The 13275-nt window shown below is 70.7% G+C and carries 11 protein-coding genes; 5 read left to right on the forward strand and 6 right to left on the reverse strand.

Going from position 1 to position 13275, the window contains the following annotated elements:
• Positions 1–33 precede the first annotated feature (33 nt).
• Positions 34–1602 (forward strand): aminopeptidase P family protein, encoded by a 1569-nt coding sequence (locus VGB75_08610; GenBank protein ID HEY0167089.1) that lies wholly within the window; start codon positions 34–36, stop codon positions 1600–1602.
• Positions 1603–1663: 61 nt separating this feature from the next.
• Here the strand turns inward: VGB75_08610 and arfB are convergent, their stop codons facing one another.
• From arfB to mca, 3 genes are all read right to left on the reverse strand, one after another.
• Entirely contained in the window at positions 1664–2092 is a 429-nt protein-coding gene (gene arfB, locus VGB75_08615; protein ID HEY0167090.1) for an alternative ribosome rescue aminoacyl-tRNA hydrolase ArfB, read from the reverse strand.
• 72 nt (positions 2093–2164) lie between these two features.
• Positions 2165–2521, reverse strand: coding sequence for a hypothetical protein (locus tag VGB75_08620; GenBank protein HEY0167091.1), 357 nt, complete (start codon positions 2519–2521; stop codon positions 2165–2167).
• The gene (gene mca / locus VGB75_08625; GenBank protein ID HEY0167092.1) at positions 2518–3501 is read right to left on the reverse strand and encodes a mycothiol conjugate amidase Mca; all 984 of its coding nucleotides are present in this window, start codon (positions 3499–3501) and stop codon (positions 2518–2520) included. Before mca ends, VGB75_08620 begins: the two co-directional genes overlap by 4 nt.
• Positions 3502–3710: 209 nt before the next feature.
• Between mca and greA the strand changes: the two genes are divergently transcribed.
• The 3 genes from greA to VGB75_08640 all read left to right on the forward strand — a co-directional run bounded on the left by greA (position 3711) and on the right by VGB75_08640 (position 7860).
• The gene (gene greA / locus VGB75_08630; GenBank protein ID HEY0167093.1) at positions 3711–4214 is read left to right on the forward strand and encodes a transcription elongation factor GreA; all 504 of its coding nucleotides are present in this window, start codon (positions 3711–3713) and stop codon (positions 4212–4214) included.
• A 76-nt stretch (positions 4215–4290) separates the two neighbouring features.
• Entirely contained in the window at positions 4291–5742 is a 1452-nt protein-coding gene (locus VGB75_08635) for a magnesium chelatase (GenBank protein ID HEY0167094.1), read from the forward strand.
• 171 nt (positions 5743–5913) lie between these two features.
• Positions 5914–7860 carry a VWA domain-containing protein gene (locus tag VGB75_08640; protein HEY0167095.1) on the forward strand — a complete coding sequence of 649 codons (1947 nt, stop codon included), beginning with the start codon at positions 5914–5916 and terminating at the stop codon, positions 7858–7860.
• A gap of 40 nt (positions 7861–7900) precedes the next feature.
• Here the strand turns inward: VGB75_08640 and VGB75_08645 are convergent, their stop codons facing one another.
• Positions 7901–8632 (reverse strand): HU family DNA-binding protein, encoded by a 732-nt coding sequence (locus tag VGB75_08645; protein ID HEY0167096.1) that lies wholly within the window; start codon positions 8630–8632, stop codon positions 7901–7903.
• A 182-nt stretch (positions 8633–8814) separates the two neighbouring features.
• On the opposite strand from VGB75_08645, the gene VGB75_08650 reads away from it, so the two are divergent.
• Positions 8815–9279 carry a GNAT family N-acetyltransferase gene (locus tag VGB75_08650; GenBank protein ID HEY0167097.1) on the forward strand — a complete coding sequence of 155 codons (465 nt, stop codon included), beginning with the start codon at positions 8815–8817 and terminating at the stop codon, positions 9277–9279.
• A gap of 1 nt (position 9280) precedes the next feature.
• Here the strand turns inward: VGB75_08650 and VGB75_08655 are convergent, their stop codons facing one another.
• Together VGB75_08655 and VGB75_08660 are read right to left on the reverse strand one after the other, a co-directional pair.
• On the reverse strand, positions 9281–11995 hold the full coding sequence (locus VGB75_08655; GenBank protein ID HEY0167098.1) for a GNAT family N-acetyltransferase: 2715 nt from the start codon (positions 11993–11995) through the stop codon (positions 9281–9283).
• Positions 11988–13184, reverse strand: coding sequence for an acetoin utilization protein AcuC (locus VGB75_08660; protein HEY0167099.1), 1197 nt, complete (start codon positions 13182–13184; stop codon positions 11988–11990). Before VGB75_08660 ends, VGB75_08655 begins: the two co-directional genes overlap by 8 nt.
• Positions 13185–13275: the final 91 nt, after the last annotated feature.

Genomic DNA, 13275 nt, shown 5'->3' on the forward strand with positions numbered 1-13275 from the left:
GCTGGTGAGGCGCACCGGCCTAGACTCACAGCCATGAACGATGAGACCACGCCGTCGGCGGCGAACTCCGCCACCGCCGAATCAGCCGTCGAGCCCACGTCCGAGACCGCTGCCGGACCGACCGACGGCACCAGCTCGCACGACATCCCGCTGCCGGCGGGCCTGGCCAAGGCGATGGCCGAGAACTGGGACCCGGCGCCGCCGATGCCGCACCCGGCCAGCCGGAACGGGGCCCCCTCGCCCGGCGCGGCCACCTTCGCCCGCAACCGGGCGGCGCTGTCGGCTGCCTTCGGCGGCCAGCTGGTGGTCATCCCGGCCGGGGCGCCCAAGGTCCGCTCCAACGACACCGACTACAGCTTTCGCGCGTGGTCGGGTTTCACCTGGCTGACCGGTGAGACGGTCGAGGGCGCGGTGCTGGTGCTGGCTCCGTCCGGCGCCGGCCCCGGCTCGGGCCACACCGCCGCGCTGTACGTGCGCGAGTACGAGGGCCCCGGGCAGCCGGGCTACTTCACCAACCGCGTCCGTGGCGCGATCTGGGTCGGCAACGTTCCCACGGTCGCCGACACCGAGGCGGTGCTGGGCGTCTCGACCCGGCCGCTGTCAGAGCTCGGCCGCGACCTGCAGGCCCATCGCGGCCGGCCGGCGCTGGCCCCGCGCGGTGTCGACCCGGACGTCGACGCGCTGCTGCCGTCCGCGGAGTCCGGCCGGCTGGCCGAGGTGATCGACGAGCTCAGGCTGGTCAAGGACGACTGGGAGGTCAGCCAGCTGCAGGCCGCCTGCGACGCCACCGCGCGCGGCTTCGCCGACGTCGCCGCCGAGCTTCCGGCCGTGCTGGCCCGAGGCGGGCGCCGCGGCGAGCGCTGGCTTGAGGGGACGTTCTGGCGGCGGGCTCGGCTGGAGGGCAACGAGGTCGGCTACGGCTCGATCGTCGGCGCCGGCCAGCACGCGACCACCCTGCACTGGTGGCGCAATGACGGCGATCTGGCCGAGGGCCAGCTGCTGCTGGCCGACATGGGCGTCGAGGTCGACTCGCTGTTCACCGCCGACGTGACGCGCACCATGCCGGTGAACGGCGTCTGGACCGACGCCCAGCGCCAGCTGTACGGCGCCGTGCTCGAGTCGCAGGAGGCCGCGATTGCCGAGGTGAAGGCCGGAGCGGACTTTCTCGCCGCCCACCGGGCCGCGATGTGGGTGCTGGCCGATCACCTGCACTCCTGGGGCGTGCTGCCGGTGACCGCTGACGTCGCGTGCGCCAGCGACGTCGAAGCCCCGGGAGCGGGCCTGCACCGCCGCTACACGCTGCACGGGGTGAGCCACATGCTCGGCATCGACGTCCACGACTGCGCGGCAGCCCGGGACGAGACCTATCGCAGCGGCCCGCTGGGCTCCGGCTACGTCCTGACCGTCGAGCCCGGGCTGTACTTCCAGCCCAACGACCTGTCGGTGCCGGCGGAGTGGCGCGGCATCGGAATCCGGATCGAGGACGACATCCTGGTCACCGACGGGGCGCCGGTGAACCTGTCCGGCAGCCTGCCCCGCCAGCCGGATGAGATCACCGCCTGGATGCGCGAGGCGCAGTCACAGCCGACCAATCGGCTGTGACCGGGACGGACCACGGCCTAGCCCTACCGGGACGCTCGGTGTCAGCAGCGCCGGCGGGCTGTTAGGCCTCCTCGCCACGCGAGCGCCGCAGCCGCTTCACGCCTGAGCGACGCCGCTTGGACTCCAGCCTGCGCTCGGTCGAGCCCCGCGTCGGGCGGGTCGCCCGGCGCGACGGCGGGGCCGGCGCGGTCGCCTCGGTGAGGATCTGGATCAGGCGCTGCTCGGCTGCCTCGCGGTTTCTCAACTGCGAACGGTGCTCCGACGCCGTGACCGTCAGGACGCCGTCGGTCAGCCGCCCTGCCAGCCGTTGCAGGGCTCGCTCGCGCAGCACGGGGCCGAGCGAGGCCGACCCGGCGACGTCGAAGATCAACTCGGCTCGGGTGTCGGAGGTGTTCACGCTCTGCCCGCCGGGGCCGGAGGACCGCGAGAACCGCCAGGAGAGCTCAGCCTCGGCAATCAGCGCCGAGCGGACTCGCAGAGGACCGGGCATCAGGCCACTCTGCCGCTGTCAGCGGTGTTTGTCGCCCGAGTTCTGCTCGAAGGGCCCCCGCACCGCCGACCGTTAACGCTCGGCTGGGGGCTCTGAGCGGGGTCCGGCAGGAGGCCCGGCCGGTGGCTGCTTGGCCAGCCGCACCGGATCGCCGCCCAGCCGGGCAGCGGTGTCCGGGTCATCGGCGTCCGGGTCAGCAGGGGCCACGCCGCCGGCGGCGGCAGCGGTGCTGACACCGTCAGCGCCTGCGCCGTCGGTGCCCGCGGCGCCGTAACCGGGAAACCGCTCCGGTAGCCGGCGGAGATGACCCGACATCGAGCGGTACAGCAGGTACACCGCGATGACCAGCACCAGCACCACGAACAGTCCGATGGGGCTGCCCTTGCCGGTGTCAGAGGCGGCCAGCACCGCCGGGGCGTGCTGGCTCACGAGGTCCGCGCCTTCTCGCGGACGCCGGCGAACAGGTCGTCCTCAGGGATCTCGGTGTCGACCAGCGAGCGGGCGAGCTCGAACTGCTCCCACGGAAAGACCTCGCGCTGGACGTCCAGGGGCACCTTGAAGAACCAGCCCTGCGGGTCGACCTGGGTGGCGTGCGCCAGCAAGGCGGCGTCCCGGCGGTCGAAGTGGTCGGCGCAGTACACACTGGTCGTCACCTTCGCCGCGCGCCTGCTGGCCGCGCGCTCCTCCCAGTTCGCCAGCCATTCCTCATAGGGCGACTCCAGGCCGCGCTCGACCAGGGCGGTGTGAAAGGCCTCCACCCGCTCGCGGGTGAATGTCACGTCGTAATAGAGCTTGAGCGGTTGCCAGGGCTCCCCGGCGTCGGGAAAGGCCTCAGGGTCACCAGCCGCCTCGAAGGCCGCCACCGAGATCTCGTGGCAGCGAATGTGGTCGGGGTGGGGGTAGCCGCCGTTCTCGTTGTAGGTGGTCAGCACGTGCGGGCGGAACCGGCGGATGACCTCGACCAACGCCCGGGTCGGCTCCTCCAACGGCGCCAGGGCGAAGCAACCCTCGGGAAGCGGCGGCAACGGGTCGCCCTCGGGCAGGCCGGAGTCGACGAAGCCCAGCCAGTGATGCTGGAAACCCAGCACCCGCTGGGCTTGCGCCATCTCGGCACGGCGGACCTCGTGGATGTTGTCCTCGATCTCGGGCCGGCCCTTGAGCGCGGGGTTGAGCACGTCGCCGCGCTCGCCTCCGGTGCAGCTGACCACCAGCACCTCGACGCCTTCGTCGACATAGCGGGCCATGGTGGCCGCGCCCTTGCTCGACTCGTCGTCCGGGTGGGCGTGCACGCACATCAGCCGCAGCTGCTCATCGGAACCGGCCGCGGCGGCCTCGGGAGCCGTGTCGCCGGCCGGGGTCGGCCCAGTGGCTGACGGCGCGGGCAAGGAAGGAACAGAAGTGTCGGGCACCCTGCCATTGTTCCCGATGGACCGGCTGAGGCCCACCCGCGGGGGGCGTGCCGACAGCGGAACCGGCCCGGGGGTGAGGGCGCTGGCGCGCTCGGCGGTCGGTTTCGCGGAACCTCAGCCGCCGGTGTTACGTTCTAGGACTTCAGGCAAACCGCCCGCACCTCTGACCGGCGCCACCTCTGGCCGGCGCAGCATTGGGGAGTCACACCGTGAGCACCGATACCTCGTCGACCAGCTGGCTTACCCAGGAGGCCTATGACCGCCTGTCGGCCGAACTCCAGAAGCTGATCGCCAACCGGCCGGTGATGGCCCAGGAGATCAATGACCGCCGGGAGGAGGGCGATCTGAAGGAGAACGGCGGCTACCACGCGGCGCGTGAGGAGCAGGGCAAGCAGGAGGGCCGCATCATGCAGCTGACCAAGCTGCTGCGCGAGGCCAAGGTCGGCGAGGCGCCCACCAGCGAAGGCACCGCCGGCCCCGGCATGGTGGTCACCGTCCGGTTCGGCGAGGCCGACGACGACGACGAGGTCGAGACGTTCCTGATCGGCTCCCGCGAGGAGGCCGGCACCACCGACCTCGACGTGTACTCCTCAGCCTCGCCGCTGGGTCAGGCGTTGACCGGCGCCAAGGAGGGCGACGAGGTCTCCTACTCCACCCCCACCGGCAAGACGCTGACGGTGACCCTGCTCACTGCCAAGCCGTACCGCGGCTGAGCCCTGGCGCGAGGACTCGACTGACTGCTGAGGCCGGCCATAGCCGAAACACGGGTTGGCGACGTAGCGTCGAACGGTGACTACAGCACCGCAGAACACCACGCTGGGCCAGCTGCGCGCCTCCGGGCACGTGCACCGCGTCGTGAAGGCCGAGATCCGGCAGAATCTCATCGCCCGGCTGGCAGCCGGGCTGCCCAGCCTGCCGGGGATCGTCGGCTTCGACGACACGGTGGTGCCCGAGGTCGAGCGCGCGCTGCTGGCTGGCCACGACCTGGTGCTGCTGGGCGAGCGCGGCCAGGGCAAGACCAGGTTGATCAGGACCTTGACCGGGCTGCTCGACGAGTGGACGCCGGTGATCGTCGGCTCGGAGCTCAACGAGCACCCCTATGCCCCTATCACCCCTGCCTCTCGTCGGCTGCTGGAAGCGCTCGGCGACGAGCTGCCGGTCACCTGGAAGCACCGCAGCGAGCGCTACGGCGAGAAGCTGGCGACTCCGGACACCTCGGTCGGCGACCTGATCGGCGACGTCGACCCCATCAAGGTGGCCGAAGGCCGCTCCCTTGGCGATCCCGAGACGGTGCACTACGGCCTGGTGCCCCGCACCAACCGCGGCATCTTCGCGGTGAACGAGCTGCCCGACCTGGCTGAGCGGATCCAGGTGGCCATGCTCAACGTGCTCGAGGAGCGTGACATCCAGGTGCGCGGCTACCAGTTGCGGCTGCCGCTGGACCTATTGCTGGTCGCCAGCGCCAACCCTGAGGACTACACCAACCGCGGTCGCATCATCACCCCGCTCAAGGATCGCTTCGGCGCCGAGGTCCGCACCCACTACCCCATCGACCTCGACGACGAGCTGCGGCTGATCGCCCAGGAGGCCGCGGTGCTCTGGGAGGACGCCGACCAAGGCGGCGCCGACGGCACCGCGCACGGCGCCCCGCTGGTTCCCTCGCATCTGCTCGAGGTGGTGGCCCGGTTCGCCCGTAACGTTCGCGACGCCCCGCAGGTCGACCAGCGCTCGGGGGTCTCCGCCCGATTCGCGATCGCCGCGGTCGAGACGGTCGCCGCCTCAGCCGTCCGGCGGGCCGCGATCAACGGCGAGCCGGTCGCGGTCGCCCGGATCTCAGACCTGCCGGCGATCGTGCCGGCCGCCCGCGGCAAGGTCGAGTTCGAGGACACCGACGAGGGACGCGAGTTCGAGGTGCTGGAGCACCTGCTGCGGCGAGCCATCGCAGAGACCGGTCGAGCCCGGCTGGCGGGCCTGGATCTTCGGCCGCTGCAACAGAAATTCGACTCCGGATTGCTGGTGGAGTCCGGTGACACCGTCTCGGCGGACAAGTTGCTGGAGCAGCTGGGCACCATTCCGGGACTGGCGGCGCTGCTCGAACGGCTTGAGCCTGACAGCGTGCACGAGGGCCCGGCGACCGTGGGAATCGCCGCCGCCGCGGTCGAGTTCGCCTTGGAAGGGCTTTACCTGAACAAGCGGTTGGCCAAGGAGTCGGCCGGCAACCGAACGGTGTATGGCGCATGAGCGAGCATCGAGCGACGCAGGAGCGAGGAGCGCAGCGAATGCCAGCGATGAGCGCTCGCGCGAAGAGCCGGAAAGCCTCATGAGCGAGCATCGAGCGACGCAGGAGCGAGGAGCGCAGCGAATGCCAGCGATGAGCGCTCGCGCGAAGAGCCTCATGAGCGAGAAAACCGCATGAGCATCCGCTACGGCGCCTGGCATGGCGGAGCCGACCCGCTGGAACCGCCCTATGACATCCGTCAGGCGCTGGACGAGATCGGCGAGGACGTGCTGGCGGGGATGTCTCCGCGGACGGCGCTGAACCGGCTGATGCGCTCGGGGGTGGATGGCCGCAGCGGGTTGGACGCGCTGCGCCAGCGAGCCCGCAACCAGGCCCGGAAGCTGCGGAACTCCGGACGGTTGGACGGCACCCTGGACAAGGTGCGCCAGCTGCTGGACCAGGCGCTGGAAAGCGAGCGCGCCGCGCTCTTCCCCGACCCGGCCGACTCGGCACGACTGGCCGAGAGCGAGCTGGACGCGCTGCCCTCCGACACCTCCAGAGCCGTCCGGGAGCTGGCCGACTACCAGTGGCGCTCGCCGGAGGCCGCTGCTGCCTACCAGCAGATCTCGGACCTGCTGCGCTCAGAAGTGCTCGACGCTCAGTTCGCCGGGTTGCGCGATGCCCTGGCCAATCCCGATCCGCGCGCCATGGAGCAGATCCGGCAGATGCTGGCCGACCTCAACGAGCTCCTGGACGCCGATGCCCGCGGTGAGCACACCGAGGCCGACTTCGCCGAGTTCATGGCCAAGCACGGCCAGTTCTTTCCCGACAACCCGGCCGACCTCGCCGAGCTCATCGACTCCCTCGCCCGGCGGGCAGCGGCGGCCGAGCGGCTGATGAACTCCCTCACCGCGCAGCAGCAAGCCGAACTCAGCTCGCTGATGGACCAGGCACTGGGCCAGGCGGGTCTGGGCGACCAGCTCAGCCGGCTTCAGCAGTCGCTGCGGGCTGCGCGTCCGGACCTGCCCTGGGGCGGCTCGGAGCGGATGTCGGGCGAGCAGCAGCTCGGCTACTCCGACGGCACCCAGGCCCTGGCCGAGCTGGCCGATCTGGACGAGCTGGCCGAACTAGCCGGGCAGGACTACCCCGGCGCCAGCCTGGCCGACATCGATGAGGAGCTCGTGGAGCGGGCGCTGGGCCAGCAGGCGGTCGAGGACCTCGACCAGTTGCGCCGGATCGAGCGTGAGCTGCAGCGGCAGGGCTATCTCGAACAGGGCAGCCGCGGTCTGGAGCTCAGCCCACGGGCCTTGCGCAGGCTGGGCAGCACCGCGCTGCGCAAGGTGTTCGCCGCTCTGGAGTCAGGTGGCCGCGGTGACCACGACGTCCGTGACGCCGGGGCTGCCGGTGAGGTGACCGGCGCCAGCCGGCAATGGCGTTTCGGTGACGAGCAACCGCTGGACGTGGCGCGCACCGTGCAGAACGCCGTCCTTCGCTCGGGCTCGGGCCGGGTGCGGTTGAGCGCCGAGGATTTCGAGGTGGTCGAGACCGAGCGCCGTTCCTCGGCCGCGGTGGCGCTGCTGGTCGACATGTCGTACTCCATGGAACTGCGCGGCACCTGGGGCGAGGCCAAGACCACCGCGCTGGCATTGCACTCGCTGGTCAGCACGAAGTACCCGCAGGACGCCATCGAGATCATCGGGTTCTCTGACTACGCCCGCGTCATGACCCCCCGCGACCTGGTCAATCACGACTGGGAGCGGGTGTACGGCACCAACCTGCAGCACGCGCTGATGTTGGCTCGCCGGCACCTGGACAAGCACCGGGGCGCCGAACCGGTGATCCTGGTGATCACCGACGGCGAGCCCACCGCCCACCTGGCCGCCGACGGCTACTCCGACTTCTGCTGGCCCCCCTCGCGTGACACGATCGCGGCGACGGTGGCCGAAGTGCAGCGATGCACCCGGCGCGGCGCCACCATCAACATCTTCATGCTCGATGACGAGCCGCGACTGGTCGACTTCATGCAGGAGGTGGGCCGCCGCAACGGCGGACGGGTGTTCCTGCCCAAGTCCGGCGCCCTTGGCGAGTACGTAGTGGCTGACTATCTCAAAGCCCGCAACGGACGCCGTCGAGCCGGCTGACACGTGGTGGCTCGGCGGGTCGCCGAGCCACCACACTGTCTCAGCGAGCGCTCTTCGCCGGCGCCTTCCGGGCGGTGGTCTTCTTCGCCGGAGCGGCCTTGGCGGTGCTCTTGGCCGCGCTGGCCTTTGCCGGAGCGGCCTTGGCGGTGCTCTTGGCCGCGCTGGCCTTCGCCGGAGCGGTCTTGGCCGTCGTGGTCTTGGCAGCCGTGGTCTTGGCAGCCGTGCTCTTGGCCGTCGTGGTCTTGACCGGAGCCTTGGCAGCCGTGCTCTTGGCAGCCGTGCTCTTGGCCGTCGTGGTCTTGGCCGGAGCCTTGGCAGCCTTGGCCGGAGCCTTGGCGGCGGCGGTCGTCTTCGCCGGAGCAGCAGCCGAGCTCTTGGTGGCCCTGGCCGGCTTCACCGGAGTCGTCTTGGCAGCGCCGGTCTTGGCGGCTGCGGACTTGGCAGCCGGAGCAGCCTTGGCGGCGACCTTCTTGGCCGGCGCCTTGGCGAGCTTGCGGCGACCGGCGATGATCTCCTTGAATTCGGTTCCTGGGCGGAAGGCCGGCACTGAGGTCTTCTTGACCCGAACCTTGGCACCGGTAGCCGGGTTACGCCCGATGCGGGCTGCCCGGTCGCGCTTCTCGAAAGCGCCGAAACCGGTGAGGATCACCTTCTCGCCCTTGACGACGTTGGCGTACACCTCGTCGGTGATCGCATCCAGGATGGCTGCGGTGGACTTGTGGTCTGCATTCAGTCGAGCCGCGACGGCGTCGATGAATTGGGTCTTGTTCAAGCTCGTCCTCCCAATGTGTTGTGATTCCAGCGGAAAGTGTGGCACCAATTGATCATCAATGTGAAATCTTGGCTCGTTTTGTTCTCGCGAGTCTTTTTCTGACTCAGCCGGCCTGGCCCGCCGCAGTCGTGATTTGCCCTGTGGAATAAGCGCTTTCGCGAGACGGCCGCTAATCTGGCCTGGTGAAGACATCTTTGTCGGCTCGCCGGATTCAGGCCGCCGAAAGCAGTGAGTTGCGCCGATCAGTGCTGCGTCCGGGCCTGCCGGAGGGCACGGAGTTGCCCGGAGAGGACCAGCCGGGGGTCGTGCATCTGGGCGCCTATGACGGAGAAGAGCTTCTCAGCGCCTGCCTGATCTTTCCCCAACCGTGCCCCTGGCTGCCCGATGAGCACGCCTGGAGACTGCGGGGAATGGCGACCGACCCACAGCGTCGCGGCGCCGGCGCGGGAACTGCCATAGTGCGCGAGGCGAGTCGAATAGCCATCGCTGACGGGGCCACCGTCCTGTGGTGTCTGGCACGTGAGACAGCGACGGGTTTCTACCTTCGCAATGGTTGGACAGCGTTCCAAACGCTGTTCGACACCGACCTCGGACCCCACCAGCGAATGTGGCTGCGGCTGGGCCCGGCCAGCGGTCCCAGGTCCTGACTCACCAGCCGCGCAACCGCCGGGCGCCGAGGTCATTGCGCGTGATCGGCGGGGCGATCCGGACGCGCGCGCTGAGCACGTGCGCTCCGGCAGCCGCCGCGACCACCGGCTCCAGCGCGCACTCGACCACTTCAGGAAGGTCATCGGCCAGCCGGGACAGCCGCAGCGCGACCTCGGCCAGGGCCGCGATGTCAGCCGGCTCGCCGCCGCCGTAGCCGGTCAGCAGCGGAAACGCCTTGGGCCCGCTGATCAGATCGGCGGCGTCGAGCGGGGCCAACGGGACGACGGCATAGGCGCGGTCGTTGAGCAGATCGGTGGCCAGGCCACCGACCCCGAAGGACATCAGCGACCCGAAGGACCTGTCGTCATGCACCTGCAGCACGGTGTCGACGCCGCGAGGCGCCATCCGCTGCACGATCACCTCTGCGTGCTCGGCAAAGCCGAGCGAACGCCAGGCCTCGTCGAGGTCACGGGGGCCGCCCAGGTGCAGCCGCACCGCGCCGGCCTGCTTCAGCGCCACCGGCCAGCCCAGCCGCTCAGCCGCCCGCACCGCCGCGGCGACGCTGTCGACCGGCTCAGCCTCGACCATCGCGATGCCATAACTGGCAAGCAATCCGCGCGCCTCTGCCAGCGTCAGCCAGCGTCCAGCCGGCGCGCCGGCCATCAGAGCGGCGACTAGCTCGCGACCCTTTTCTGCGTTCACCCCGGTCAGTTCCGGCGCCTCGCCGGCATCGCGGCGACGCCACCTGGCATAGCGCGTCACGTGCGCCAGGGCGCTCACCGCGCGCTCAGGCGAGGAGTAGGACGGGATGGAGCCGCGCATCGGCGCCAGCGGGCCCGGAGTGGCCAGCGCCGCTGGCACGCCGTCGAAGCCCAAGAAGGTCGACAGCACCGGTTTGCGCTGCCCGGCAACGGCGTTGCGCAACTCCTCGGCGACCGCGTCCTCCTGGCCGCGATGCATCGGCGGGACGAAGATGGTGATCGCCGCGTCGACGTCTGGCGCCGCAAGCGCTTCCCGCAAGGCGACTCCGAAGTCATCGGCGCTGGCCTCGACGCCGACGTCGACCAGCCTGGCCAAGTCCATTCCGGCGGTGGCCAGTGCGTCGAGCACCAGCACCCCCAGCGCGGTCGAGTGGCCCACCACGGCGATCCTGTTTCCCTCGGGCAGCGGTTGGGTCATCAGCAGCAGGGCGACGTCGAAGAGCTCGGCCAGGTTCTCGGTGCGGATCACCCCCGAGGCCTCGAACAGCGCCTGGACGCTGGCTTCGGGCACCTCTACCGAGGTGTGCTGCAGGCCGGCGACCATCGAGCCGCGGCCGCTCTTCACGGCCACGATGGGTTTGTGCCGCGCGAATCGGCGAGCGATCCTGGCGAACTTGCGGGGATTGCCGAAGCTCTCCAGGTAAAGCAGGGCGATCTCGGTCGCCGGGTCGGCCTCCCAGTACTGCAGCAGGTCATTGCCCGACACGTCTGCCCGGTTGCCGGCGGAGACGAAGCTCGAGACTCCCAGCCCGCGCCGGGCCGCCTCACCGAGCACCGCGACTGACAAGGCCCCGGACTGGCAGAAGAAACCGGCCCGTCCGGCCAGCGGGGCCACCGGCGCCAGCGACGCGTTCAGCGCCACCATCGGATCGGTGTTGATCACTCCCAGGCAGTTCGGCCCGACCACCCGCATGCCGTGGGCGCGCGCCTGCGACACCAGTCTCCGCTGCGCCCTGGCACCCTCGGCCCGAGCCTCGGCCGTGCCGGACTCGTCGAAGCCGGCCGACATCACCACCACGGCGCGGACCCCGCGGGCGCCGCACTGCGCCACAACTTCCCCGACCTCAGCGGCCGGAACGGCCACCACTGCCAGGTCCACCTCGCCAGGAACGTCGGCGATGCTCGGGTAGGCCAAGGTCGCGCTGACCGAGCGGGCTTGTGGGTTGATCGGGAAGATCGGGCCGGTGAAGCCGGAGCGCTGCAGGTTCTGCACCACCAGATGGCCGATCTTCGCCGGGTCGGCGCTGGCGCCGATCACCGCCACCGAGCGCGGGTACAGCAACCGGCGGATCGAGCTGGACTCGGCGCGCAGCTCACGCTCGCGGACCACCCTCTCGGTCAACTCGGTGGGCGCGATGTCGAACTCGAGGGTCACCTCATTGCCGTTGAGGTGGCGCGACGGCTGGTAGCCGGCGTCGAGGAACACCCGCAGCATGGTGGCGTTCTCGGCCAGCACCAGCGCCTCGAACCGGGTGATGCCCAGCCCACGGGCGGTCTCGGCCAGATGCTCCAGCAGCACCGAGCCGATCCCCCGCCCCTGATGGGCGTCGGCGACCACGAACGCGACCTCAGCGGCCTGGCCCGGCGTGGCCGGGTCATCACCCGGGAGCCGGTCGAAACGCCCGACAGCGACGACCTCGTGGCCCAGCCAGGCCGCCAGCGCCACCCGGTCGACGTGGTCGACATGGGTGAACCGGATCAGGTCTCGTTTCGGGATGGTCGGATAGGCCGAGAAGTAGCGCAGGTAGCGGGTGCGCATCGACAGCCCGGCGTGAAAGGCGACCAGCGCTTCGGCGTCGGCGGGGGTCAGCGGCCGCAGGTGCAAGGTGCCGCCGTCGGCCACCACCACGTCGGCTTCCCAGCTCGGCGGGTAACCGCCCGGCTCGGTCACCGAGCCCTGCGGGTCAGCCACCGGGCCCTGCGGCTCAGCCACCGGGCCCTGCGGCTCAGTCACGGGGGTCCTGCGGGTCCAGGCCCAGCAGCGGGAAGCTGGCGTTGCGGGTGGCCCAGATCGAGCGGTCCAGCCAGGATTCACCGCCAGGCGCCCACGGCTGCGGTCGCGGCTCGCGGCCCTCACCCATCACCTCAGGCAGCGCGGCCGTCACGCCCCGGCGGCGCAACCGCTGCGACCAGGACTGCGGGATCTGGACGCCGGGGTCGATCGGGTGACCGGTCATCTCGGCCAGCAGATGGGTCCAGGTGCGCGGCACGCAGCGCAGCACCCCGTAGCCCCCGCCGCCCATCGCCAGCCATTTGCCACCGGCGACCCGGTGGGCGAGCCGGTGCAGCGCCGCGTAGGCGGCCCGCTGGCCGTCGACGGTCAGGGCCAGGTCGGCCAGCGGGTCCTCATGATGGGTGTCACAGCCGCACTGGGTCACCAGGACGTCCGGGCCGAATGCTGTCACCGCGCCGGGGACCACCGCCTGAAAAGCCCGCAACCAGCCGTCGTCGGAGGTGCCCGGGGGCAGCGCCAGGTTGATCGCGCTGCCCTCACCCGCGCCGGCGCCGACGTCGCCGGCCGATCCGGTTCCCGGGTACAGGGTTCGGGGGTCCTGGTGCATCGAGATGGTCAGCACCCTGGGGTCGTCGTAGAAGGCCGCCTCGACGCCGTCACCGTGATGGACGTCGATGTCGACGTAAGCCACCCGACGGGCGCCGGCGGCCAGCAGCGTCCGGATCGCCAGCACCACGTCGTTGAACACGCAGAAACCGGCAGCCGAGTCGCGCATGGCGTGGTGCAGGCCGCCGGCGATGTTCACCGCGTGCTGGGCAGCGCCGCTCCACACCTCCAACGCGGCCTGCCGGGAGCCGCCGGCGATCAGCGCGGCGGCCTCGAACATCCCCGCAAACACCGGGTTGTCGGCGCTGCCCAGGCCGAAGCCCTGGTAACCCGGGTCCCTACCCGCGGCCCGCACCGCCGCCAGGTAGTCCGCGCCGTGCACCGTCAGCAGCTCGGACTCCTCGGCCGGCGCCGGTTCCACCACCGTCAGCCGGTCCAGCACCCCCAGGCTGCGGGCCAGTGACATCGTCAGGTCCAGCCGGACGGGCGCCAGCGGGTGCTCGCCGAAGTCGTATCCGAGATAGCCGTCCCCCCAGACCAGGGTCGTCCGGCAGTCCGATCCGATCCCAGGTGGCGAGCTCATGGGAATTGACGGTAACCGTCGCGGCGCCGACCTTCATCTCAGCGTCCATGGCAGGCTTGAGCCAGGGCCCTGCCGACGTGGGAACGCGCCG

The organism is Jatrophihabitans sp., assembly GCA_036399055.1.
In the GTDB taxonomy this organism is placed as follows: Bacteria; Actinomycetota; Actinomycetes; order Mycobacteriales; family Jatrophihabitantaceae; genus Jatrophihabitans_A.

What these genes read in the sequence shown, in the direction of transcription:
- VGB75_08610 (HEY0167089.1), top strand. Translation starts at nt 34, where the DNA reads ATGAACGATGAGACCACGCCGTCGGCGGCGAACTCCGCCACCGCCGAA.
- arfB (HEY0167090.1), bottom strand. Translation starts at nt 2,092, where the DNA reads ATGCCCGGTCCTCTGCGAGTCCGCTCGGCGCTGATTGCCGAGGCTGAG.
- VGB75_08640 (HEY0167095.1), top strand. Translation starts at nt 5,914, where the DNA reads ATGAGCATCCGCTACGGCGCCTGGCATGGCGGAGCCGACCCGCTGGAA.
- VGB75_08660 (HEY0167099.1), bottom strand. Translation starts at nt 13,184, where the DNA reads ATGAGCTCGCCACCTGGGATCGGATCGGACTGCCGGACGACCCTGGTC.